This is a genomic window from Streptoalloteichus tenebrarius (assembly GCF_024171885.1).
Classification (GTDB): Bacteria; Actinomycetota; Actinomycetes; order Mycobacteriales; family Pseudonocardiaceae; genus Streptoalloteichus; species Streptoalloteichus tenebrarius.
In genome coordinates, this window is sequence record NZ_JAMTCP010000030.1 from 56169 (window position 1) to 79367 (window position 23199).

Sequence of the window (23199 nt, forward strand, 5' to 3'; positions counted from 1 at the left end):
CCGGGAGGCGAGCCGAACCACGGGAGGCGTGTCCGATGCCGACGAACGGCGACCCCCAACTCGTCGAGCTGCTCCTGCGCACCGCGGACGGCCGGGACGAGGAGATCCTCCAGCTCGCCAACCGGACGACGTTCCGCCCGGTGCTGGAGGTGCTCTTCGCCGAGGTCATGCTCGACCTGCTCCCGGAGGGCGACCGCCGCGCGCTGGTCATCCACCTGGACGTGGACGCCGGGTCCTACGCGCACGGCTACCGGGTGCGGGTGGACGGCGACGACGTCTCCGTGGAGGCGTTGCCCTTCAGCACCGGCGACCGCCCCGCGCCGGCGGCGGACGTGGACGTCCACCTGGTGACCACGCTGATCGAGTTCGTCGGGCTGTACCGCGCGGTCTTCGGGGCCGAGGCGGCGCGGGACGGGCACCGCACGGTGGGCGACCTCTTCGCGGCCGGCTCCCGCGTGGCCGACCTCGACTGGCGCGAGCTGTTCGCGCGGCGGGCCGACGAGCGCGCCGACCTGACGCGGCTGGCGGTGCGCCTCAACGTCGACAAGTGGGGCACGAGCTGGTACACGCCGCACTACCACCGGTTCTTCCAGACGCTGCGCGAACGGCCGGTGAAGATCCTGGAGATCGGCATCGGCGGTTACGCCGACCCGAACGCCGGCGGCGCGTCCCTCCAGATGTGGAAGCGGTACTTCCCGCGCGGCCTGGTGTACGGGCTGGACATCGCCGACAAGTCGGGGATCGACACGCGACGCGTCCGCACGTTCCGCGGCGACCAGGGCGACCCGGAGTTCCTGCGGCGGGTCATCCGCGAGATCGGTCCGGTGGACGTCGTCGTCGACGACGGCAGCCACTTCTGCCACCACCAGATCATTTCCTTCCAGACGTTGTTCCCCCACGTCGCCGCCGGCGGCTTCTACGCGATCGAGGACCTGCTGACGTCGTACTGGCCCGGCTTCGGCGGCAGCAGCACCGAGCCGGACAACCCACGTGGGACGGTGGGCTACCTGAAGTCCCTGGTGCACGGGCTCAACCACGAGGAGTTCCTGCTCGACGACTACGAGCCCAGCTACACCGACCTCAACATCGTCGGGATCTACTTCGCGCACAACGTGGCGATCGTCGAGAAGGGGCGCAACCAGGAGGGCAGCCCGGGTTACCTCGTGCCCGACGAGATCAAGCGGGCCGGGCTGGAGGACGTCCCGTTCGAGGAGTGGGGACCCGGGTTCGGCAAGGTCCGGGACGAGAACGAGGCAACCGACGCAACCGACGCGACCGGCCCGGCGGGCACGGCCGGCGTGTGACGGGACGCGGTCAGGCGCGCGCCCGTGCGCGCCTGACCGGGTCCGGGTTTCCCGAGTCGCGTTCCCACGCCGCGATCTGCACGCTGACCTCCGCCTGGAGCTGGCTCAACATCCTGCTCAGCTCCCGCAACCTGGCCAGCGGCGCCACCCCGGAGCCCCCAGACACCCCCGACACCCCGGACACCTCAGACACCTCCCGGACCTCTGGGACTTCTGGGACTTCTGGGACCTCTGGGGCCTCCAAGCCCTCTCCCCTCCGCCCACGAACGCCGGGCGGCGGCACGCGGTCGGCGGGTTCGCCCGACGAAGGGAGGTCGACGGCGACCCGGTCCCGGATCGCGCGGTAGAGGCGGGTGGTCCCCGGCTCCGGGGGAACGGCGAACTCGTCGCGCAACGCCGCGACGCACACGTCGAACTGGCGCAGGGCCGCGGTGCGATCCCCCGCCATCCAGTGCAGCCGCATCATCTGCGTGTGGACGCGTTCGTTGGCGGGGTCCTCGCGCAGGGCGCGGCGACCGAACACCAACCCGGCGTCCCAGTTCCCCACCGCCGTCGCGTCGAGCATCAACCGGTGGAGCATCGTCAGGTACATGGCCCGGTGGGCGTCCCGGGGGTGACGGCACCACTCGTGGTCCCAGGCCTCCAGCAACGGCCCCCGGTAGAGGTCGACCGCCCGCAGCGCCCGGTCCCGCGCCGACGCGGGAAGCCGGTCGCCGGCGGTGAGCATCCCGTCGTGCGCGGCCTCCAGCTCGAAGGCGTCCACCCACAGACCGGCGTCCTGGCGGAGTTGCACCCACTCCTGGTCCACGACGAGCAGCGGGGCACGGCCCGGGTCCGCTCCGTCGCACGCCTTCTGCAACCGCCAGAGGGCGTGCCGGAGGTACTTGCGCGACCGTCCCGTGTCGACCTCGGGCCACAACCGGGCCGCGAGCGCCTCCCTCCGCACCGGACACCGGCCGGTGACCAGGAGGGAGCAGAGCAGTTCGGCCGCCTTCCCCGACTCCAGGCCGCCCCCCGCGCCGGCCGGCCCGTCGACCTCGAAGCGCCCGAACAGCCGGACGCGGCGCTCCGTCATCGGCCCGTCCCCCGCGACCCTCGACCGTTCCGCGACCAGCGCATCGATCGCCCGCCTCCCGCCGTCGCCGACAGGGTCCCTGTCGGTGTCCGTCGCCGCCAGCGTCGCGGTCCGCTTGCTACCACGGGAATTCGGGAGGGGGCAAGGATTCTTTCCCCTCCGCTCCCGCGCGCGAGCAGCGTGTTCGTTCCTCGGTTCGGAGAGCGAATCCTGACGGGGGCGGCTGGAGGAACACCACAAGGCTCGGTCGAGTCCGGCTCTCCCCTCGCCCCGAACCGAGCAGACGCACCAGGTCCGCCTTTCCCTCTCCCGACCTCCCTGACCGCGCGCGAGGTGGCGCGAAGGTGACGGAGGACAAGGACCTTCGTGGGCATCAGTGAGTGGAGGTGTCGAGGAGAGGAGGGCTGGAGAAATGCCCAGCGGTCATGACGGCTGCCCGCGCGGCGACCGAGAAGCGTCGTGGGAGCTCGTGCTCGCCTCGTCCCCCGCGTTGGCGGCCCTGTGGTACCACCGCTGGCGGTGGCCGGTCGAGGTCAGCGGAGGTCATCTGCTGCTGACGACCGGGCCGGAGGTGTGCGGGGTCGAGGCGCCGGAACCCCTGGCACGACGCGTGTACCGGTTCCTCGCCGCGCGGCTGGTGGCGGGACCGGTCATCGGCCTGCCGGGGGTCCGCCGGCGATCGGTGTTGTTGGCCCGCTCCGCCGAGGGCGCGTCTCCGACGACCATCGGCCGGCTCGACCGGCGCGGGGTCGTGGTCCACCGGAGCGGGGCGGTGCTCCCGATGCCGCCGAGCCGCCTGGCGTCGGGCCTCGTCGCCTGGCGGGTCGCCCCCGCTCTCCCGCCCACGCCGCATTCCGGCCGACCCTGGCTGCCGCCCTTCGCCGCGATCGTGGCCGCGCTGCGCCGATCCCCCTCCCGCGAGGAGTAGGGCACTGTCCTCATTGGACAGTCTCCGGCAACCGGACGCCCTCCACGCGCGAAAGGCGCGGGTTACACACCCGTGGGATAGGTCTCCCGCTCACCCTCGGTCGGCTCGACGGCGTGGAGCGGGCGCAACGCCTCCGTCCGGTCACAGTGGACGAACGCGTCGTAGCGCCGCCCCAACACGGTGGGGACGTAGTTGCGCCGGTGCTCGCGCTCCGGGTCATACACGACACCGATGGCCCTGTGGTCGAACAGGTCGCCGAGCCAGTCGGTCGCCCACGGGTTGTCGGGGAAGACGAACAGGGCGTCGCTGTCGGGGATCGCCTGGTGCATGTGCGCCTCCAGGCTGCCCCGCCGCGCCTCCGGCACGCGCATCCGTCGCACCGGGCCGCCCCACCGCTCCGAGGCGATCACCGAACCCGAGTAGGTCCCGAACCCCACGATGACGACGTCGTCCGTGCCGTGCCGCTCCCTGGCGAGCTGCCCCACGTTGACCATCCCGACCGTGGTCATGTCGGTCGCCCTGGCGTCCCCGACGTGCGTGTTGTGCTCCCAGACCACGCCCCTGGCCCCGGGGCCGTAGAACGCCATCAGGTGGTCCAGTGTGTCCGCCATGTGGTGGTCGCGGATGTTCCACGACTCCGACCCGCCCCGCACCATCGCCCGGTAGTACCGCTGGGCTCCCGCGACGATCCGGGCGTTCTGCTCGGCCACGAACCGCTCGCCCCACCCACCCGCGTCGGCGTCGGCTCGCCGGGTCCGCAGGTCGAGCAGCAGGTCGACCACCTCGCGCTCGCAGCGCTCCGGGGTGAACCGGGCGGCCATGGCGAACGCCTGCGGGTCCTCGCCGTAGGGCTCGAAGCACCGGTAGGCGGCCATGGCCGACTCCAGGTGCTCCGGGGCGTTCTCCCGCAGGTAGTCCAGCACGGCGTGCAACGAGTCCCACAGGCTGTAGACGTCGAGGCCGTGGAACCCGACGCGCCGCTCGTGCGGCCTCGTCTCGTTGTGCCGCCGCAGCCACCGCGCGAAGTCCACGACCTCCTCGTTGGCCCACATCCACGTGGGCCACCGGGTGAAGGCGAGCAACGCGTCCCTCGGGTCCTCCGGCGCGCCCTCGACGCCCACCACGCTCCGGTGCACGGCGTGGCAGTCGGGCCAGTCGCCCTCGACGGCGACGAGGGAGAACCCGTGCTCCGCCACGAGCCGCCGGGTCAGCTCGGCCCGCCAGCGGTAGAACTCGGACGTGCCGTGGGTGGCCTCGCCGAGCAGGACCAGGTGGGCGTCACCGATCCGCCGGACCAGCGGATCGAGGTCCTCGGCCGAGCGCAGGGACACCCCGGCCGACCTGATCTGGTCGATCGCACCCATCGCCCACCTCACGCCACGCCGGGCCGGCCTCCCCGGTTCCGGTCCCTGGCCAGTCCGAGCAGGGCCAGCGCCCCGCCCACCGCGCAGGCGCCGCCGAGCACCGACAGGGCGTTGGCGGCGAGCACCCCCACCACGAACAACAACAGGCCCACGCCGAACAGGACGCGCACGAACCACGCGCCCATCCGGCCGACCCTCGGCGGCAGCCCGTCCCGCAGGCCCTGGGCCAGCACGGGATCGTCCTGCTCAAGCCACCGCTCGATCTCCGCCAACTGGCGTCGCTCCTCACGGCTCAGCATCTCGACCTCGCCACGCCCGTCGGTCTCCCCCGCCCAGGGGAGCGGGCCGCCGGATCACGTCTTGGCGGCCCTGGGGTTCGTCAGGAGCCCGATGGCCACCATGCCCACGCCCAGACCCAGGTGCAGCCAGTTGTCGGCGGCGTTCACCGGGATGAAGTTCGCCGCGCTGCCGTGGTCGACGATCAGCCCGTACAGCCAGATGACCAGGTAGATGACGCCGCCGGTCACCAGGTAGAGCCTGGCGGCCGGCGGGCTCGCCGCGGCCAGCAGCCCGACGACGCCGAAGGCCAGGTGCACGAGGTTGTGGAGGACCGACACCGCGAAGACGTTCAGGAGCAACGCGCCGGACCCGTGCCCGGCGAAGGTCATCTGGTCGTGGTGCGTGGTGACCGCGGGAACGAACCCGAGGACGCCCACGACGAGGAAGACCAGGCCGACCAGTGCGGCGGCGACCTGCGCCGCCGTGTTCCCGAGGGACCCACTGTCCCGCGCCCAGTGCACCATGACCGACCTCCCAGCCGCTCGTGTCCGCCACCGGGGCTCTCCCGGCGGACTACCCGGCTGGGCGACGGCGAAACCGCGTCAGCGCACGACACCGAGGGTGGGGCGCTGGCGGGACGGCCCCGGGGAGACGCACCGGCGGGCCGGCCGGTCGCGACCGGCCAGCCACCTCGGCCGGGGCAGCCGGTGCCGCTCGCACGCGTCGACCAGCGACGCGGTCCAGGCGAGCAGGGTCAACAGGAGGACGTTCCGCTCGGCCGGCGAGACCACGGCCACCACCCGGTCGAGGGCCTCCTCGGCGCGGACGCTGTCCCCCTCCACGGTGGCCGTCAACGCGCCGAACAGGGTGCGCAGCGGCGGCGGCCCCTCCTCGGGGTCGACCTGCCGCCCGCTGGGGTCGAAGACCCGGACCCGCACGGCGTCGCCGGGTCCGCGCACGGCGGCCAGCGTCAGGATCATGACCGCGCAGCCCCGTAACACCGCCCTGGCCGCCGCCCGGATCGCGGTGGCGTCGTCGTCCGCGTACGCGGCGCGCAACGCGATCAACCCGTCCGCCACACCGTCCGCGTCACCCGTGCGCCACGAGGTGACCATCCGCGCCACAACCTCGGCCGAGACGTGCTCCCTGACCTGCACCGTGTCCCCCATACTCGCCTGTCACCGCCGATCGACCTCGGGGCGGGGCTGCCCACGACTCACCGCAATCAAACCCCTACTGAGCGTGTTCGGGGAGAGAGTCGCCCGGACGGCCCAGCGCCCCGCCGTCACAGTTCACCCTCCCGGTCGGTTCCGATGTCCCGCTCGTGCTGGGCCACGCGTTTCGGACCGTGACGGGCCTGCTCCGCCCGTTCGCCGGCGGTGCGCTCGGGCGCCGGGTCCAGCGGGACCGCGCCCATCACCTCGGTGAGGTTCGCGTAGTCCCCCAGTGGGCAGGCCCGGACCGCCCTGACCACCTCGGGGTCGGCTCCGCGCCGCTCGACGTGCTCGACCAGCGCCTCCTTGGAGAGGGGGTAGTCCACGTCGTTCAACGCGTCCTGGATTCGTTCCCTCAGTCCCATTCCCCTCAGGTATCCCGGGACGCGGCCGGCTACGCCTGTGCCAGGGGGTCACCCGGTGGGGCGGGACGAGTTCACCCGGTCGAGAGCGGGTACCCGAGCGGCGGGCCAGGCCGGGCCGGCTCACGCCCACCCCGGCCGGCCCGCCGAGCGCCGGACGATCGGGAGGACGCCATGCCCGCCTTGGGTTGGGACCCGCTCCACAACGTCGACGAGATGCTCAGCCGCTTCTTCGGGGCGCAGCCGCACGTCGTCCCGATGGACGTCTACCGCACGCAGGACGCGTTCTGCGTGGACCTGGACCTGCCGGGGGTCGACCCGTCCGACGTCGACGTGGAGGTCGACCGGGGTTCGCTGACCGTGCGCGCGACCCGGCAGCCGCGGTACGGCGAGGGGGACAGCGTGCTCTCGGCGCAACGCCCGCAGGGCACGTTCACCCGCCAGATCGTGCTGGCCGAGACGCTGGACACCGACGCGATCGAGGCGGAGTACCGGGACGGGGTCCTGTCGCTGCGGATCCCGGTCAACCGGGAGCGCCGGCCGCGCAAGGTCGAGATCAGCCACCGCCGGGACCAGCCGGAGCGGGTGGACGTGCCGGGCACCGACCAGACGCCGCCCACGGGCGCCGCGCCCACGCCGGGCCCGGCCGAGGGACCCCGCTGACCGGACGGTCGTGCTCCCGGGGCGACGGAGGCCGTCTCCTGCCTCGTTGGCAAGTAGGTTGCCCATAGGGCAAACTACGCCGCATGGGTGAGCCACTGGACCAGGCGAGCGACGACCTCGGCGACCTCGACGATCTCGCGATCGCACTGGGGCGCCAGCTCCACGAGGCACGCGCGGCCCGGGGGTGGACGCTGGAGGAACTCGCGGCACGGACCGAGCTGTCCGTGCCGTACCTCTCCCGACTGGAGTCGGGACGCCGCCAGCCGTCCCTCGCCGTCCTGGTGACGCTGGCCAGGTCCCTGGGCGTGCCCGTGTCGACCCTGCTGGACCCGCCGCCCGACCCCGACGAGGAGACGATCCGCGTCCACAGTGGACAGGAGCAGGTGGTCGACGGGCTGCGCGCGGCCAGCATGACCAGGGGCACGAACCCGGACTGGCAGGTCTGGCGGGTGGCGGTGCCGGCCGGACGCCCCCCGTCCCGCCCCCGGTCGCACGACGGCGTCGAGTGGATCTACGTCCTGGACGGGGCGCTCGCCCTCACCGTCGGCTCCCGACGGATCGAGCTGTCCCCTGGCGAGGCGGCGGAGTTCGACGCGCGCCAGCCCCACCGGCTCGCCGCCGCCCACGGCGACACCGCGCACGTCCTGCTCTCCGTCTCCCACCCCCACGCGCGGAGAACAGCGTGCGTGGACTGAGCCCGTTCGTCGCGCACATCGCCGTCGGACGGGTCGCTCCCCTGCCCCACGGCCGCGGCACCGTGCCCAGCGGCATCGTCAAGCACCCCGTCGACTCGGCCCACGTGGGCGTCCTGGGGCTCGACGGCGACGAGCAGGGCGACCGACGGGTCCACGGCGGCCCCGAGAAGGCCGTGTTCGTCTACCCCACCGAGCACGACGGCTGGTGGGCCGAACAGCTCGGCGCGTCGCTTCCTCCCGCCGCCTTCGGCGAGAACCTCGGCACCGTGGGCCTCACGGAGGACACCGTCTTCCTCGGCGACGTCTACGAGGTGGGCGGGGCCCTCCTCCAGGTGAGCCAACCCCGCCGCCCCTGCTTCAAACCGGCCGCCCGCCTCGGACACCGAGAGATCGCCGTCCTGACCCAGACCAGCGGGCGGACCGGCTTCTACCTCCGGGTCCTTCGCCCGGGGACCGTCGCGCTGGGCTGCCCGGTCACGCTGCTCGACCGCGACCGGGACCCGGTCAGCGTGGCCGACGTCAGCCGGGTCATGCACGGCGACAACACCCGCGTCCACCAGGTCCTCGCCAGCCCCCGGCTGCCGGAACGCTGGCGCGCCACCCTGCGCGCCCGGCTCTCCGGCGCGCACGAGGACGAGACCGCCCGACTCCACGGACCCACCCGAGGTGAGCGATGACCCCGACCCGGCACGTCCTGATCCTGCGCCACGTCCCGTGGGAGGGGCCGGGCCTGATCGCCACCGCCCTGGACGGCCTCCCCGTCCTCGACGCCGTCGTCGTCGACGACCACGACCCGCGTCTGCCCACTGTGGACCAACTGTGCGGCCTGGTCGTCATGGGCGGCCCGATGAACGCCGACGACACCGCCCGGCACCCCGGCCTCGCCGCCGAGCGGCGGCTGCTCGCGGCGGCGGTGGAGGCCGGCGTCCCCGCGCTCGGCGTCTGCCTCGGCGGCCAGTTGCTCGCCCGCGCGCTCGACGCCCCGGTCCACGCCGGCGCGGGCGTCGAGCTGGGGTGGGCGCCGATCACGGTCACCGCCCAGGACGACCCGTTGCTCGGCGGACTCGCCCCCGCCAGCCCCGTCCTGCACTGGCACAGCGACGTCTTCGAGGCGCCGTCGGGAGCCACACCGCTCGCCGCCACCGACACCACGCCGTGTCAGGCCTTCCGCCTCGGCTCGGCGTGGGGGCTCCAGTTCCACGTCGAGGTCACGCGGCCGCTGCTCGACGAGTGGCTCGCCGAGCCGACCATGGCCGGGGAGGCCGCCGCCGCGCTCGGACCGGACTGGCGACGCGTCCTGACCGAGCAGACCGACCGCCACCTCGACGCGCTCGCCGGGCCGGCCCTGCGCGGACTGGCGGCGTTCGCCGAGCTGGTCCACCAACGACGCTGACGCGCGCCCGCTCGCGCTGCGCGATGCCCCGGCTCCTGCGATGGTCGAGACATGGTTGCCTTCGGATACACGTTGATGACGGAGCAGGCCGGACCGAAGGACCTCGTGGACCACGCGGTGCGGGCCGAGGCGTGCGGCTTCGACTTCCAGGTGATGAGCGACCACTACTTCCCCTGGATCGACGAGATGGGGCACTCCCCCTACGCGTGGAGCGTGCTGGGCGCGGTGGCCCACGCCACCGAGCGGACCGAGCTGATGACCTACGTGACGTGCCCGCTCGTCCGCTACCACCCCGCCGTCGTCGCGCAGAAGGCCGCCACGGTCCAGTTGCTGTCCGACGGCCGCTTCCTGCTGGGGCTCGGGGCCGGCGAGAACCTCAACGAGCACGTGGTGGGCCGGGGCTGGCCGCCGGTGAACATCCGGCACGAGATGTTCCTGGAGGCGCTCCAGATCATCAACCAACTCTTCGACGGCGGGTACGTGAACTTCCACGGCGACCACTACCGGGTGGACTCGGCCCGGCTCTGGGACCTGCCGGAACGGCGCGTCCCGATCGGCGTCGCCGTCTCCGGCCGGCAGTCCTGCGAGCTGTTCGCCACCCTCGGCGACCACATGATCGCCACCCAGCCGCAACCCGAACTGGGGCAGTGGTGGGACGCGGCCAGGGAGGACGAGGGCGGCGAGCCGAGCCGGCGCATCGGGCAGCTCCCGATCAGCTTCGACCGCGACCGCGAGGCCGCGATCGCCCGCGCGCACGAGAAGTTCCGGTGGTTCAGCCTCGGCTGGAAGGTCATGTCCGAGCTGCCGGGCACCGCCGCGTTCTCGGCCGCCACCCAGACGACGCGCAAGGAGGACGTGGCCCAGGGCATCCCGTGTGGCCCCGATCCCCAGGCCGTCATCGAGGGCGTCCGCCCGTTCGTCGAGGCCGGATTCACCGACGTCGCCCTCGTCCAGGTCGGCAGCGCCGACCAGCAACCGCCCTTCTTCGACTTCGCCGAGAAGGAGCTGTTGCCCGCGCTCCGCGAGGCGTTCGGCTGACAGTCCCTTGGGGAGGTCTGTCATCGAGCCGGCTGGGTGCTCCCAGCCGGCTCGACGCGTCTCGACAGGTTTGGTGTGTCTCGACGGGTTCGGCGCGTCTCGACGGGCTCAGCGTCTCGACGGGCTCAGCGTCTCGACGGATTCGGCGCGTCTCGACGGGCTCAGCGTCTCGACGGATTCGGCGCGTCTCGACGGATTCGACGTGTCTCGGCAGTCTCAGCGTCTTTCGGCAGTCTCAGCGGGTTTCGGCCGGCTCGGCGGGTTTCGCCGGACTCAGCGTGTTCAGCCGGCTCGGTGTTTCGGGGGTCCGATCGCCGATCACCCGGCGTCGGTCCGCACGAGCCCTCGGACGGCCTGGACCAGGTTGCGCACGTCCTGACGTGCCCGCCTCGTGTTCCCGTGGGCGAGGTACTGCACGACGATGCCGTCCGTGGCGGCCACGACGAGCCTCGCGAGCTGCGGGAGCGGCATGACCGGTGTCTCGTCCGGCCGGCGCGCCCGCCGGTAGGCGGTCTCCACCACCGAGCAGTACCGCTGGCACTGCCACTCCGCCAACCAGGCCAGCTCCGGTCGCCGGATCGCGTACGTGGTCAGCTCGTACCGCATGAGCTGGGCTCCCGGCGCTCCCTCCACCATCCGCCAGAAGCCCCGCACGCTGTCCTCGACGGCCCTGGCGAGCCCGTGCGCCGGGCTGATCACCTCGTCGAGGGCGGCGGCGACGTCCCCGGTCACGCTCTCGACGACCGCCCGCAGCAATTCCCGCTTGTTCTCGAAGACGTGGTGCACGGTGCCCAGGGGCACGTCCGCCTGCTCCGCGATCCGCCGGGTGGTGGCGGCGTCCAGCCCCTCCTCGCCCATCACCTCGATCGCGGCGCGGACGAGCTGCTGTCGCCGCTCCTCCGCGGAAAGCCGTGCCATGCGACCTCCACCGGCCGTCTCGTTGCCCTGACCCTCCGCGCACCGCGTCCGAGGACAGGGCCGGAGACGACCGATCATGTCGGATGGCTTCGGGCGGCGGAAGCTCAGTGAGCCAGGGTTGCGCTCACGGCCCGCTCGTTCTCACGCTCCGCGACGTTCGTACTCGGCGTACAGCTCACGCCAGTGGTCCAACGTCCACGTGGACCAGTCCTTCGGGCGCCCGGCGAGCGCCTCGCGCAGGTACTCGAAGTGGTTGTGCCACCCCGCGAGACAGCTCAGCCGCTCCGCGTCCGGCCCGGTCATCTCGTTGACGAAACGCAGGAGCGTGCCACCGTCGGCCGGCTCCAGTTCGAACCGCACCCGCCCGTGCACGTCCACCGTGTACTCGGCGACCCTCTTCGGTACCCATGCCGTGACCCGGCCGGGCGCCACCGTCGCGTTGCCCTGCTCGTCGGTGTTCAACCAGCGCAGGGTGATCGCCCCGCCCTGCCGCTGCTCGAACGGCTCCGCCGCCGCCAACCACCCCGGCAGCCCCTCGGGCGTCGCCACCGCCTCCCACACCTCGTCCACGGGGTGCGGCAGCCTCAGCTCGTACCGCAGCAGATGCGTCTGTCCCCTGCTCTCCGAGCTCCCGAACGGACACGACGTCTCCATCCCCCGAGTATCACGTGCCCCTCCCCACCCCGCCCGCCCCACCGCCCCGGCGAGTGGGGCGAAGTCGGAGGGAGGACCAAAGCGCGAGGAGCAGGGCGCTCGTCAGGCAGAGGACGCCCGCTGTTGGTAGTGGGTCGCCGTCGGTGCCGGAGGCCGGGGTGCCGGCGGAGGTCGAGAGCATGACTCCCAGTCCTCCGGCCAGTGTGATGGCGGTCTTCGTCAGGCCGGAGGCTTCACCCGCGCGTTCCGGCCGGACGACCGACTGCGTCGCGACCAGGGTCAGGGCGTTGGCCAGGCCCAGCGCGGCGCCGCTGGCTGTGATCGCGAGAAGGTAGCTCGGGAGTTCGTCCGCCAGCGAGGCGGAGCCGAGAGAGAAGCCCGCGCAGGCCAGGCAGGTAGCCATGGTCGGCACGGCGCGGCCAGGGGGAATCCGTCCCGCGGCCGGACCCGCGAGCGCCATGAGTGCGGCTGGGCCGAGAAACGCGAGCCCTGAGGCGGCTGAGGACAGGTCCCAGCGGCTCTGGAGGCTGAGCGGAACCGCGAACAGGAACACCACTGTGGCCGCGTTCGCCACGGCGCCCGCAGCAGTGAGCCCGACGTAGGGGCCGTTGCGGAGCAAAGCCAGGTCCAGAAGGGGATTCCGTGTCCTTCGCTCATGCCGGACGAAGAGCGCCAGCAGCGCGAGGAAGAGGACCAGCGCTCCGGTGGTCGTCGCCGAGGTCCATCCCCAGACAGGTCCGCGATCCACGAGAACCGACAGGACCGCGAGCGCGGCCGTGACGCTGACCAACCCCAGCACGTCGACACCGCTGGCGCTCGGGTCGCGCGAGTCTGGCCCTCTCCGGACGGCGACGACCGCCAGGGCCGAGATCAGGGCGGTGATCAGGAACAGTGCGCGCCAGGATGACGCCTCGGCGAGAACACCGCCGACAGAGGGGCCGACCACGGTCGCGACCCCACCACCGCCCAGGGCGGCCCCGATGGCCCGTCCTCGCCGTTCGGCCGGAAACACGGTGGTGAGCAGGGCGAGGCCAACGGGCATCGTCACGGCGCCACCGACTCCCTGCACCACCCGGGCGGCCACCAGGGCGGGGAGCGAGGTCGCCAGTGCGCACAGCAGTGAGGCAGCGCCGAACAGGCTCAGGCCGAGGACCAGAACACGGCGACGGCCGAGCAGGTCTCCCATCCGTCCCGCGCCCAGCATGAGGGTGCCCACGGACAACAGGTAGGCGCTGACCGTCCACTGGAGATCTCCCGCGGACGCCGCGAGGTCCCGACCGATCCGTGGAAGCGCCAGGTTCAACGCGAAGGAGTCGAGCTGGACGCAGAACACACCCAACGCGACGCCGGCCAGCGCCCATCGGCGAGCACCCAAATTCTCTGTCCTCGTCACCATCCCACCTCGGAACAGTCATGTCCCTGCTCATGCGCAGGGACATCCGGTTCGTTCACAGGTGGATTGGGGGCGCCGGACAGGGGGCCGCACAGAAGCGGAACAGCCCACCAGGGCGCAGAAGGTGACGGAAGAACCGCCGAACGGCGCCACCGACCCTAGCCGAGGAACAGGCTGCCCCGCAAAGGAAAGGTGGGACCGGAAGCGTTCGCTCCTGGCCCCACCACAGCATGCGATGTCAGTGATCGTGGGCGTGACGGGCGCAGACCGCCCCGCCGCCAGGGGTCGTGTCCTCGTCCCCGGACTCGGCGCGGAACACCGGGCCGTGGGCCTGTTCGCAGTGCGGCCGGGCGGGCTCCGGCACGGCGTGGTCGGGTGCGGCGTGGTCCACCTGCAACGTCACGTGCTCCAGGTGGAAGTCGGCCTCCAGCAGGTGTTTGAGGTCGGAGCGGACGGCGTGACAGTCACGCCCGGCGGCGACCAGCACGTGCGCGGACAGAGCCGGCTGCCCCGAGGTGATCTGCCAGATGTGCAGGTCGTGCACCTCGGCCACGTGCGGGCGCGCCGTCATCGCCTGGCCCACCGCGGCGGGGTCCAGTTCGGCGGGCGCGGCCTCCAGCAGGATGCGCCCGGAATCGCGGAGCAGCCCGATCCCCGCCTTGACCATCAGCACGACCACGATCAGCGACGCGATGCCGTCCGCCCTGGTGAAGCCGGTCAGGACCATGACGAGGCCGGACACCGCGGTCGCGATGAACGCGAACAGGTCGTTGAGGATGTGCTGGAACGCGCCCTCGACGTTCAACGACGAGCGGTTCGCCCTGCTGAGCATCCAGGTGGCCGCGAGGTTCACCACGATGCCGACCAGCGCGGTGACCAGCACCAGGCCGCCGGTCACCTCGGGCGGCTCGATCAGCCGCACGACGGCCTCGTATCCCAGCCACCCGCCGAGCAACAGTAGCGTGGCCCCGTTGACCTGGGCGGAAAGGATCTCCGCGCGCTTCCAGCCGAAGGTCATCCGCCCTGCCGCGGGGCGCGCGGCCAACCGGATCGCCCAGAGGGCGAGCGCGATCGAGGCCGCGTCGGTGAACATGTGCGCCGCGTCGGAGATCAACGCCAGCGAGCGGGCCACGACGCCCACCACGACCTCGCCGGCCATGAACGCGACGATCAGCAGGAGCGCGCCGCGCAGCCATCTGCGGTCGGCGTCGGCGGAGACCCCGTGTCCGTGGCCATGCCCGTGACCGTGGCCATGTCCTCGTTGGTGGTTGTGTCCGTGGTCGTGTCCGTGGTTCTGGCCGTGACCGTGGGATCGCTCCCGCCGTCCGCCCACGTCGTCCTCCACTCGACTCGTCGATCACCTCGCGACGGACCGCTGGCCGCCCCGCACACCCCCGGAGCTTATATGCACGTATGGCTATGTGTTCAACCCCCCGAACGCCGGGCGACCGTTCGGCCGCGCACCGATCCCGCCGGTCGTCGGAGCGACACCCGACTCCTCCGGCAGGGAAGCGCGACGACAGACGACGGCCCGCCACATGCGACTATCCATAGTGGACATTGAGGGGAAACCGGCCACAGCCAGCGAAAGTAGGCCAGAAGGGCCGCAAAGACGAACAGGGGCACGCCCAACACGAAGCAACGATGCCCCGATCGGCGGCCTCCGGAACATTCCACTCGTCCGGGCGACACCTTCTGTCACGAAACTGTCAGACCCGCGTGAGATGTTCAGAAAGGGGGGTCCCCCTACTACAGGCCTGTAGGCGCCGAGAGTCGACGCGAGATGCGTCCACAGTCAGGGACGGCAAGAAGCTCAGGCTGCCGACCAGAGACGGGCGACCACATCGCGGGAAGACGCGAAGGCCAGCCCCGGAGGTGGCCACCAGCGCACGAGAAAACAGAGCTAGGTCCACATGACCCTGAAAACCGTTACAGCAACGGCGTTTCCGCGTGTCGAGCGGTGAGTTCGACGGTCGGATGACGCGAGACGGTCGCGCGCACGCCCTCGCGCGCGACGCTCACCCTGGCCTCTCAGCGATTCTCCTTCTCGGACCGCTCCACCCCGTCCTGCTCCGCCTCGTCGAGCTGGCGGAGCGCCCACTCGGCCCACTCGCGCTGCGCCTGGAAGCTCCGGCGGCCGTACTCGGCGGCGAACAGGCCGAACCAGCGGTCCTTCTGCTCGCGCCGGAGCTCCTCGATCCTGTCGAGCGCGCCGCAGACGCGCTCAAGCTCCGCGTCGGCCTCCGCGATCCACTCGTGGAGGAGCTTCCTGATCTCCGCGTGGTCCAATGTGGACAGAAGGAACATGCGCAGCACGGTCTCGTTGCGCACCACGGCGTCCTTGTTGGGCGTGAGCAGCCAGCGCCGCACCTCCTCCCTGCCGGCCTCGGTGATGGCGTAGGTGCGCCGCCCCCGCGCCCCCTCCTCCACCACGGAGATCAGCCCCTCCGCGGCGAGCCGGTTCAGCTCGGGATAGATCTGGCTGTGGCGGGCGTGCCAGGCGTACTTCTGCAACGACACCTCGAACCGGCGGGTCAGGTCGTACCCGCTGGCCGGGTGGTCGGCGAGCAGTCCAAGCAATGCGTGACGCAGCGACATGCGGCAAACCTCCCGATTCGCACCTTACCTCTCAGGAGCTACACGTACACATCGACACGTCACTCGTTGACATGTCACTCTCAACATGTCATTGTCGTCGTGCCACGCCGACGGCTTCCGGGGGGAACAGATGACCGAGAGCACGCACGAGGAACCACGACCGATCGACCTGAAGGGCTACCTGACACCGGTGCCCGACGAGATCGACGCGGTCGAACTGCCGGTGACCGGTGTGCTGCCGCCCGAGCTGACCGGCAGATACCTCCGCAACGGCCCGAACCCGCTGCCCGGTGAGCGCACGCCGCACTGGTTCGTCGGTCACGGGATGATCCACGGCATCCGGCTGCGCGAGGGCCGCGCGGAGTGGTACCGCAACCGGTGGGTGCGGACCCGTCGCCTCGCCGGCGACCCCTACCTGCGCCAGGACGGCACGCGGGACCTCGCCGCCGTCCACGCCAACACCCACGTCATCGAGCACGCCGGGCGCCTGCTCGCGCTCGTCGAGAGCGGCCTGCCCTACGAGCTGACGCCCGAGCTGGACACCCTCGGCCCCTGCGACTTCGGCGGCCGGCTGACCACGGCCATGACCGCCCACCCGAAGGAGGACCCGGTCACCGGGGAGCTGCACTTCTTCGGATACGGCGTCGAGCCGCCCTACCTCACCTACCACCGGCTGTCCGCCGACGGGGAGCTGCGGCGCAGCGTCCCCGTGGACGTGCCCGGTCCCACGATGGCGCACGACTTCGCGATCACGCAGAACCACGTTGTGTGGCTGGACCTGCCGGTCGTGTTCGACATGTCCCTCGTCGGCCGCGGCATGCCCTACCAGTGGAACGACAACTACGGCGCCCGACTCGGCGTGATGCCGCACGACGGCGGCGACGTGCGCTGGTTCGAGATCGAGCCGTGCTACGTGTTCCACGTCGGCAACGCCTGGGAGGACGAGGCCGGCCGGGTCGTGATCGACGGCGTCCGCTACTCGCCCGAGGTCTGGCACCGGAGCTGGACGAGCATCGGCGGGTCGACGACGCCCGCCGGCGGCCCGGTCGCCGCGGCGGCCGCCCAGGGCGGGACCTGCCTGTACCGCTGGACCCTCGACCCCGCCACCGGGAAGGTCCACGAGGAGCAGCTCGACGACCGCTGGATCGAGTTCCCGACACTCAACGACGGCCTGGTCGGCCGCGGCAACCGATACCTCTACGCCGTCGCCGACGACTCGCCGACCGGAGAGAACGGCGTCGTCCTGAAGTACGACACCCGCACCGGCGCCAGCCAGGCGCACGAGCTGGGCCGCGACCACGTCTCCAGCGAGGCCGTCTTCGTCCCGGCCGCCGACGGTCGCTCCGAGGACGAGGGCTGGCTCCTGTCCATCGTGACCGACCGGGCGGGCGCCGCGTCCGACCTGCTGGTGCTGGACGCGGCCGACCTGGCGGCCCCACCCGTCGCGACCGTGCGTCTGCCCCGCCGCGTGCCGGCCGGATTCCACGGGTCATGGGTTCCCGACACCAACTGACCACACCGAACTCGGAGAGAGAAACCCTCGTGACCGACAACCTCGACCGTCACCGGCAGCACGCCCCCGCCGCCCCGGCGGCGGGGAGAGGCGACCAGCCCCCCGGCGCGCTGGGAATGTTCCTCACCCTGGTCTACGACGTGGGCTTGGCCGTCGCGGCCTACTACGGCTTCCGCCTCCTGGGGTTCGACCAACACATCTCGCTGCTGGCCGGGACGGTCGCCTCCGGCCTGCGCGTGCTCTACGTCGCCGTGCGGAAGCGGAACTTCGACGTGTTCGCCGGCTTCCTGCTCGTGGTCTTCGGCGTCGGGCTGGTGTTGTCGTTCGTGACCGGCGACGAGAAGTTCCTCCTGCTGAAGGACTCCTTCGCCACCGCAGTGGCCGGCCTGCTGTTCCTCGGGAGCTGCTTCGTGGGACGTCCGTTGACCTTCCACGCGGCCAAGCGGCTCCGGGCGTCCACGCCGGACGAGGCCGCGGCGTGGGACGCGCGCTACGCGCGGGAACGGGACTTCCGCCGAACCTTCCTCGTGCTGTCCGCCGGGTGGGGAGCCGGGCTGCTGGCCGAGGCCGTCGTGCGCGTCCCGCTCATCTACGTCCTGTCGACCGACGTCATGGCCGGACTGTCCCAGGTGCTCTTCATCGCGACCATGGCGCTGCTGTTCGTCTGGAACATGGGGTACATCCGGCACGTCGTGCGCAGGATGCAGGCGAGCCAGGCTCCCGCGCAGCCCGTTCACCACTGATCCCATCCCAGGGGGGAACTGGGGGTGTGGTCGGCTCCTGCCACGGGGAGCACGTGCGACAACGCGTGCGGCAGGAGCCGACCACCTCGGCCATCGCCGACCTTGTGCCTTCTCAGGCGGTCCCGGCCGCCACCAAGCGGTTCTCCCGTCTTGGCGCGCCCTCGCCGGCGCCCATCCACACCGGACCGCCGCACGCTCGCCGCCATGTGCCGACGTGCACCCACTCGCGGCCCCAACCGTGGCTGACCAGAACCGTGGGCCGGACGCAGCGAGGACACGGCTGCGGGGTCGAATCCACGGACATCGTGACCACTTCCTCGCGCCGGTGGCCTCCGACGTGGATGTCGATGCCCCTGACGGGAGCGCTCTGACCACCTGACTTGCCGTACAGGAACCGTCAGACCGCCCCGGAATACAGCCCGGACGAAGTCCGTGGTGGCCATGTGCGAAGTATGTCCTTTCCGCACTCCTCCCCTTACTCAGCGTGGTGCGTACGAGGGCGTGACGTTTCTTTCCATGACTAGAGCGATGATCACGATGCCGTGTGAGATGGGCGCCATGCGAGACGACAGCAGGGTGTGGTTACACCGGTGTTCGGAGGTCATGCCGCGGCCCCTGAGCAGCGCCGGCCCCGACGACGTGCTCGTCGAATGGCGTGAGTACTGCGATCCGGACGGCCCCTGGCTCCGGGCCTGTGTGGAGGAGTGGCAACGGCAGGGGCACTTCCGGCACCACCGCGCCGGAACCGTTCTCGTCACCTATGGCGCGGCCTGGCTCGTGGCCTGCGCGACCGTGCCCGAGTACCACTTCGGCGAGCCTCTCCCGTCCCTCGCCAACGCGCGCGCCGTGATCGACGAGCACGGGCTCCTCGCGCACCTCTCGCTCACGGGCGAGGACTCGGGTGTCACCGACGCCGACGGCTGGTGGGCCGAGGTGTCCGGCCTCTTCACCCCGCTCACCGAGGGCCTCGCCGCCCTCGGCGGCCCGCCGGCCCACAGTGACCAGTACTGGGGCAATGCCGTCGGGCTCACGGGCGACGTTCTCCGCCGCATCGAGTCGCTGGGGGCGCCCGGCGACGTGCGGGCGACCGCGGACCTCCTCCGGAAGGCCTCCGGCAGGGAGCACCTGGTCTCCCTGCGTGACTTCCCCGACGGCTCCTGGTCCCGTCGACGCACCTGCTGCCAGTGGTGGCGCAGCGGCAGTGGCTACTGCGGTGACTGTGTCCTCCAGGACTCCCCCTCCCGCGCCCGCTGACGCGCACCAGCACCGGCACCGCCAGCGGGCGCGGGAGCGCTCACGACGCGCGGGCCAGGCTGAGCAGCCCGCAGCCGTAGGCCTTCGCTCTGCCGATGCCATCGCGCAGCGCCGCGGAGAACGCCTCCGGGTCCACGATGAGCCGCCCACTTCACCCCGCTGACCTGCGTTCGCAGTTCGTCCTGCTTCTCCGACTGTCCACTCCCCACTGATTGCCGTGCGTTCCGGACAACCACTCGAACAGAGCAGCGGCGGAGCCGAGGAACAAGCCGGCGCTGTGGGATGTTGCGCGTGCATGCAGGTGGTCGGACGGACGAAGGGCAGGACGCCATGAACCCCTCCCCGGTGCGGGTGCGACGCGACGGCAAGGGGTCGTTCACCGCGACCAACGCGCGCGGTGCCGAGGTGGTGATCGGCCGGCCCGCGGAAGGACAGGCGTTCTCCCCGGTCGAGCTGTTGATGGCGGCGATCGCGGCCTGCGCCGGACTGAGCGCGGAGGGTGTGATCGCCCGACGGCTGGGCGAGGACGCTCCGGTCACGCTGAACGTGACGGCCGAGAAGGACGAGGAGGCCAACCGGCTCAGCGGCGTCCGGGTCTCGCTCGACCTGGATCTGTCCGATGTGGACGATGCTGCCAGGGAGGCCCTGGCCACGACGATCATGAGGGCCGTCGAGCGGGCGTGCACGGTGAGTCGCACGGTCGAGGCGCCGGGCGTGCGTGTCGAGCTGGTTCCGGTGAACGAGTAACCACACAAGAACACGGGAAACAAAGGGGCAGATTTCCCAACAGGGACAAACGCGCTCGGCGGGTTTCGTCAGGCTCCTTCTCGGGCAAAGTGGGAGAGGAAAGCGATACCGAGTCCGCGGTGCTATCCGGCCCACTCCGCGAGTTCGACGTTGCGCTCGTGCTGGCGGAGCTGGGCCAGCGCCTGCTTCTCGAGCTGGCGGACCCGCTCCCGCGTCAGGCCCACGCGGTCGCCGACCTCCTGCAACGTCCACGGCCGGCCGTTGTGCAGGCCGTAGCGCAGGCAGAGGATCATCGCCTCCCTGGGCGGCAGCGTGTCGATCAGCGACCGCAACGCGCTGGCCAGCGCCTGGAACTCCACGACGTCGGTCGCCTGGAGCACCTCGGTGTCCTCGATCAGGTCCGACACCCGTGTCTCGCCGTCGTCGCCGACCGGCGTGTCCAGGCTGATCGCGTGCCGCGCGACGCGCCGCAGCTCCTCCACCCGCTCCGGGGTGAGCCCGCTGGCCTCGGCCACCTCCTCCAGCGTCGGCTCGCGGTCCATGCGCAGCCGGAGCTCCCGCTCCCGCCGTCCCACCCTGGCCAGGTCCTCGACGACGTGCACGGGCAACCGGATGTTGCGGGTCTGCTCGGCCAGCCCGCGCTCGATCGACTGCCGGATCCACCACACCGCGTAGGTCGAGAACTTGTAGCCCTTGGTGTAGTCGAACTTCTCCACGGCCCGGATCAACCCGAGGTTGCCCTCCTGGATCAGGTCGAGGAAGGGCAGTCCCCTGCCGAAGTACTTCTTCGCCGTCGCCACGACCAGGCGCAGGTTCGCCCGCACCATGTGGTCCTTCGCCCGCCGGCCGTCCTCGGCGATCTCCTCGTAGTCGGCCCGCCGCTCCTCGGTCAGCGCGTGCTCGCCCTGGTCGGCCTGGCGGAGCAGCTCCGCGGCGTACACCCCCGCCTCGATCCGCCGGGACAGCTCGACCTCGTCCCTGGCGGTCAGCAGCGGCGTCGCCGAGATCTGGGAGAGGTACTGCCGGACGAGATCGGTGTCGTTCTCGGGGCCGGCGGGCTCCGTCCGCCCCGCCGGAGTCGCCGTGCGCAGCACCGCGCTCACCTCCCGCGCCGTGTCGGCGCGCGTCGTGGCCGAGTAGCTGTGCCTGGGGTACCCCGTTCGTGGCAGGGCACACGCCGGAGGGATCTTCCGAGTGATCCGATCCCGAGGAGTGAGCGTTCTCCGGGCGGGCATCACGGCAAGGAGCCCCTGGTGGGGGCTCCTTGCCGTGATGCGGGCGGGTGATCTCAGGCGTGGGTGAGCGAGCGGTCGTAGACGGTCACGTCCTCATCCGGGACGGTGTGCGCCTCGCGGGCGACGAAGCCGCCGCCGAAGAGCTGGTTGACGCGCGCGGCCTCCTGGCTGTTCGGGTACGGGTTGCGGCAGGACGTGCCCGCGCTTCCACCGGACATCAGGTACGAGCAGACGCCGTTGTAGTTGTCCGGCAGGCCGAGGCCGTGCCCGATCTCGTGGGCCACGATCCGCAACGCGTTGTGGCCGGCCGCGATGTCGTTGGTGTCGATGTAGATCGTGGCGCAGCCGAGGCCGCAGGGATAGGCGCGCGAACCGCCGCCGGTCGTGGCGTAGATCCTGATCGACGCGTTGCCACCCCGCACCATTCGCAGGTTGGGCGCGGCGGAGTTCCAGATCCGGGCGGCCTGGTCGGCTTCGGCGGAATACGCCGAAGCGCTGTAGTAAACGGTGCGGGCGTAGGCCTGGGCCGGAGCGGCCGACGCCGCCGCGGCGGTGGAAAGTTGCAGGCCGAAGACGGTGAGCAGGAGGGCGAGCGGGCCGACGAGGCCACGCAGTAATCTCTGGACTGACACGCGGAATCTCCTCGCACAGCAGGGGTCGACGCAGGGGAGAAACGACGGCTTCCACATTTCTCGCCGTTGTTCGGAGCATAAGCGAACACGCATGCTTCCCCAAGGGCGCGCGTCATAAGTCATGGCCATAATGACACCGAAAAACGTCCGGAAAGCGCACGGCGCCGACGACCGGCCGCGACCTTCCCGATCCCGCCCTGACGGGATGCGCCGCGGCCCGGCCACCGGGAGGATGGATCAACGAGGCAGACGATGGGTGGTGAGGATGGGTCCACACCGGTCCGGCCTTCGCCCGGCGGGGGTCCCCGCCGAGAGAACGCTGGTGGTCCGTCGATGACGCCGAGGAGGCCGAGGACGCCGCACACCGGGTCGCGCGCTCTCGCGGTGCTGGACATCGACGGCGTGGTCGCGGACGCCCGCCACCGCCTGCACCTGCTCGCCGGCCAGCCGCGCCACGTCGACTGGGTGCGCTTCTTCCACGCCGCCGCCGACGACCCCCTGCTCGCCGAGGGGCACGACCTCGCCCACCGCCTCGCCGCCGACCACGAGATCGTGTGGCTGACCGGGCGCCCCGACTACGTCCGGGACCTCACCGTCCGCTGGCTGGCCGAGCACGGGCTGCCGGACGGCGCGCTCCTGATGCACCCCGAGGGCGACCACCGCCCGGCGCGTCTGGTGAAACTGGACCACCTGCGGGAGCTGGAGCGTTCCCGGACCATCGGGATCGTGATCGACGACGACCCTCGGGTCGTCGCGCTGCTCAGGGAGGAAGGGCTGCCCGTCGTGCCCGCGACGTGGTCACCGTGGTCGCCGGCCTTCCCACCCCAGGAGCAGGAGACCTAGACGAGTAATGCGTAAGTCCGGGGTGGTGCCGGGAGACGGACGAAGGGTGCTCAAGATCAGTTTGTGACGACCGACCTGAACACCCTTCTCACCGCACTCTACGTCAAGATCGACGATTACCTGGCTGGCAGGCCCCGGTGGGGCCGACCTCCCAAGCTCACCGATGCGGAGCTGATCACCCTCGCGGTGGCCCAGGCGCTGCTCGGGTTCACCTCCGAGGCACGGTGGCTGCGGTTCGTGCCTGACCACCTGCCCGGGGCGTTTCCTGACCTGCCGGGCCAGTCCGGCTACAACCGCCGCCTGCGCGCCGCGTTGCCTCTGGTCAAGGAGGTCATGCGACTGTTGGCGGCCGAC

The 23199-nt window shown here is 71.5% G+C and carries 26 protein-coding genes and 1 pseudogene; 13 read left to right on the forward strand and 14 right to left on the reverse strand.

The features are described from left to right. Nucleotides 1-35: 35 nt before the first annotated feature. On the forward strand, nucleotides 36-1304 hold the full coding sequence (locus tag LX15_RS32635; RefSeq protein WP_301305051.1) for a class I SAM-dependent methyltransferase: 1269 nt from the start codon (nucleotides 36-38) through the stop codon (nucleotides 1302-1304). A gap of 10 nt (nucleotides 1305-1314) precedes the next feature. Here the strand turns inward: LX15_RS32635 and LX15_RS22160 are convergent, their stop codons facing one another. After that, the gene (locus tag LX15_RS22160; RefSeq protein ID WP_253671554.1) at nucleotides 1315-2379 is read right to left on the reverse strand and encodes an AfsR/SARP family transcriptional regulator; all 1065 of its coding nucleotides are present in this window, start codon (nucleotides 2377-2379) and stop codon (nucleotides 1315-1317) included. A 412-nt stretch (nucleotides 2380-2791) separates the two neighbouring features. Between LX15_RS22160 and LX15_RS22165 the strand changes: the two genes are divergently transcribed. Beyond that, nucleotides 2792-3307: a hypothetical protein gene (locus LX15_RS22165; RefSeq protein ID WP_253671555.1), complete on the forward strand. Its 516-nt coding sequence runs from the start codon at nucleotides 2792-2794 to the stop codon at nucleotides 3305-3307. Between the two features lie 62 nt (nucleotides 3308-3369). Here LX15_RS22165 and LX15_RS22170 read toward each other — a convergent pair whose 3' ends face one another. From LX15_RS22170 to LX15_RS22190, 5 genes are all read right to left on the reverse strand, one after another. Next, nucleotides 3370-4671 carry an erythromycin esterase family protein gene (locus LX15_RS22170; RefSeq protein WP_253671556.1) on the reverse strand — a complete coding sequence of 434 codons (1302 nt, stop codon included), beginning with the start codon at nucleotides 4669-4671 and terminating at the stop codon, nucleotides 3370-3372. Nucleotides 4672-4679: 8 nt separating this feature from the next. Next, entirely contained in the window at nucleotides 4680-4970 is a 291-nt protein-coding gene (locus tag LX15_RS22175; protein WP_253671557.1) for a DUF3040 domain-containing protein, read from the reverse strand. Nucleotides 4971-5024: 54 nt separating this feature from the next. Then, nucleotides 5025-5474 (reverse strand): DUF4383 domain-containing protein, encoded by a 450-nt coding sequence (locus LX15_RS22180; protein WP_253671558.1) that lies wholly within the window; start codon nucleotides 5472-5474, stop codon nucleotides 5025-5027. A 78-nt stretch (nucleotides 5475-5552) separates the two neighbouring features. Then, the gene (locus LX15_RS22185; RefSeq protein ID WP_253671559.1) at nucleotides 5553-6119 is read right to left on the reverse strand and encodes a hypothetical protein; all 567 of its coding nucleotides are present in this window, start codon (nucleotides 6117-6119) and stop codon (nucleotides 5553-5555) included. Nucleotides 6120-6235: 116 nt separating this feature from the next. Further along, entirely contained in the window at nucleotides 6236-6529 is a 294-nt protein-coding gene (locus LX15_RS22190) for a DUF2795 domain-containing protein (RefSeq protein WP_253671560.1), read from the reverse strand. A gap of 171 nt (nucleotides 6530-6700) precedes the next feature. On the opposite strand from LX15_RS22190, the gene LX15_RS22195 reads away from it, so the two are divergent. The 5 genes from LX15_RS22195 (at nucleotide 6701) to LX15_RS22215 (ending at nucleotide 10315) form a co-directional block, all read left to right on the forward strand. Further along, nucleotides 6701-7189 carry an Hsp20/alpha crystallin family protein gene (locus LX15_RS22195; RefSeq protein WP_253671561.1) on the forward strand — a complete coding sequence of 163 codons (489 nt, stop codon included), beginning with the start codon at nucleotides 6701-6703 and terminating at the stop codon, nucleotides 7187-7189. Nucleotides 7190-7272: 83 nt separating this feature from the next. Further along, nucleotides 7273-7884, forward strand: a complete 612-nt coding sequence (locus LX15_RS22200; protein ID WP_253671562.1) for a helix-turn-helix domain-containing protein — start codon at nucleotides 7273-7275, stop codon at nucleotides 7882-7884. Next, a complete protein-coding gene (locus LX15_RS22205; protein ID WP_253671563.1) occupies nucleotides 7872-8561 on the forward strand; it encodes an MOSC domain-containing protein in 690 nt (229 codons plus the stop codon). The genes LX15_RS22200 and LX15_RS22205 overlap by 13 nt, the downstream gene beginning before the upstream one ends. Then, a complete protein-coding gene (locus tag LX15_RS22210) occupies nucleotides 8558-9277 on the forward strand; it encodes a type 1 glutamine amidotransferase (RefSeq protein WP_253671564.1) in 720 nt (239 codons plus the stop codon). Before LX15_RS22205 ends, LX15_RS22210 begins: the two co-directional genes overlap by 4 nt. Before the next feature lie 51 nt (nucleotides 9278-9328). Continuing rightward, nucleotides 9329-10315 carry a TIGR03557 family F420-dependent LLM class oxidoreductase gene (locus tag LX15_RS22215; RefSeq protein ID WP_253671565.1) on the forward strand — a complete coding sequence of 329 codons (987 nt, stop codon included), beginning with the start codon at nucleotides 9329-9331 and terminating at the stop codon, nucleotides 10313-10315. 318 nt (nucleotides 10316-10633) lie between these two features. Here the strand turns inward: LX15_RS22215 and LX15_RS22220 are convergent, their stop codons facing one another. The 5 genes from LX15_RS22220 to LX15_RS22240 all read right to left on the reverse strand — a co-directional run bounded on the left by LX15_RS22220 (nucleotide 10634) and on the right by LX15_RS22240 (nucleotide 15878). Beyond that, nucleotides 10634-11233: a TetR/AcrR family transcriptional regulator gene (locus LX15_RS22220; protein ID WP_253671566.1), complete on the reverse strand. Its 600-nt coding sequence runs from the start codon at nucleotides 11231-11233 to the stop codon at nucleotides 10634-10636. A 141-nt stretch (nucleotides 11234-11374) separates the two neighbouring features. Further along, on the reverse strand, nucleotides 11375-11887 hold the full coding sequence (locus tag LX15_RS22225) for an SRPBCC domain-containing protein (protein WP_253671567.1): 513 nt from the start codon (nucleotides 11885-11887) through the stop codon (nucleotides 11375-11377). A gap of 10 nt (nucleotides 11888-11897) precedes the next feature. After that, nucleotides 11898-13262, reverse strand: coding sequence for an MFS transporter (locus tag LX15_RS22230; protein WP_253671568.1), 1365 nt, complete (start codon nucleotides 13260-13262; stop codon nucleotides 11898-11900). 256 nt (nucleotides 13263-13518) lie between these two features. Beyond that, on the reverse strand, nucleotides 13519-14472 hold the full coding sequence (locus LX15_RS22235; RefSeq protein WP_301305062.1) for a cation diffusion facilitator family transporter: 954 nt from the start codon (nucleotides 14470-14472) through the stop codon (nucleotides 13519-13521). Between the two features lie 839 nt (nucleotides 14473-15311). Next, on the reverse strand, nucleotides 15312-15878 hold the full coding sequence (locus LX15_RS22240) for a PadR family transcriptional regulator (protein WP_253671570.1): 567 nt from the start codon (nucleotides 15876-15878) through the stop codon (nucleotides 15312-15314). 130 nt (nucleotides 15879-16008) lie between these two features. On the opposite strand from LX15_RS22240, the gene LX15_RS22245 reads away from it, so the two are divergent. From LX15_RS22245 to LX15_RS22255, 3 genes are all read left to right on the forward strand, one after another. Further along, nucleotides 16009-17391, forward strand: a complete 1383-nt coding sequence (locus tag LX15_RS22245) for a carotenoid oxygenase family protein (protein ID WP_253671571.1) — start codon at nucleotides 16009-16011, stop codon at nucleotides 17389-17391. A 29-nt stretch (nucleotides 17392-17420) separates the two neighbouring features. Beyond that, the gene (locus LX15_RS22250) at nucleotides 17421-18134 is read left to right on the forward strand and encodes a VC0807 family protein (RefSeq protein ID WP_253671572.1); all 714 of its coding nucleotides are present in this window, start codon (nucleotides 17421-17423) and stop codon (nucleotides 18132-18134) included. Nucleotides 18135-18737: 603 nt separating this feature from the next. After that, nucleotides 18738-19388: a (2Fe-2S)-binding protein gene (locus LX15_RS22255; protein WP_253671573.1), complete on the forward strand. Its 651-nt coding sequence runs from the start codon at nucleotides 18738-18740 to the stop codon at nucleotides 19386-19388. Between the two features lie 40 nt (nucleotides 19389-19428). On the opposite strand, the gene LX15_RS22260 is transcribed toward LX15_RS22255, so the two are convergent. Beyond that, nucleotides 19429-19524: a type I-E CRISPR-associated protein Cas6/Cse3/CasE gene (locus LX15_RS22260; RefSeq protein WP_253671574.1), complete on the reverse strand. Its 96-nt coding sequence runs from the start codon at nucleotides 19522-19524 to the stop codon at nucleotides 19429-19431. A 194-nt stretch (nucleotides 19525-19718) separates the two neighbouring features. On the opposite strand from LX15_RS22260, the gene LX15_RS22265 reads away from it, so the two are divergent. Then, complete coding sequence (locus tag LX15_RS22265) at nucleotides 19719-20135, forward strand: OsmC family protein (protein ID WP_253671575.1); 417 nt, start codon at nucleotides 19719-19721, stop codon at nucleotides 20133-20135. Nucleotides 20136-20257: 122 nt separating this feature from the next. On the opposite strand, the gene LX15_RS22270 is transcribed toward LX15_RS22265, so the two are convergent. Together LX15_RS22270 and LX15_RS22275 are read right to left on the reverse strand one after the other, a co-directional pair. Next, on the reverse strand, nucleotides 20258-21229 hold the full coding sequence (locus LX15_RS22270; RefSeq protein ID WP_253671576.1) for a sigma-70 family RNA polymerase sigma factor: 972 nt from the start codon (nucleotides 21227-21229) through the stop codon (nucleotides 20258-20260). 194 nt (nucleotides 21230-21423) lie between these two features. Continuing rightward, complete coding sequence (locus LX15_RS22275; protein ID WP_253671577.1) at nucleotides 21424-22002, reverse strand: snapalysin family zinc-dependent metalloprotease; 579 nt, start codon at nucleotides 22000-22002, stop codon at nucleotides 21424-21426. 333 nt (nucleotides 22003-22335) lie between these two features. Between LX15_RS22275 and LX15_RS22280 the strand changes: the two genes are divergently transcribed. Beyond that, nucleotides 22336-22845 (forward strand): phosphatase domain-containing protein, encoded by a 510-nt coding sequence (locus LX15_RS22280; protein WP_253671578.1) that lies wholly within the window; start codon nucleotides 22336-22338, stop codon nucleotides 22843-22845. Nucleotides 22846-22908: 63 nt separating this feature from the next. Further along, nucleotides 22909-23199: pseudogene (locus LX15_RS22285) on the forward strand (IS982 family transposase); the annotation flags it as partial.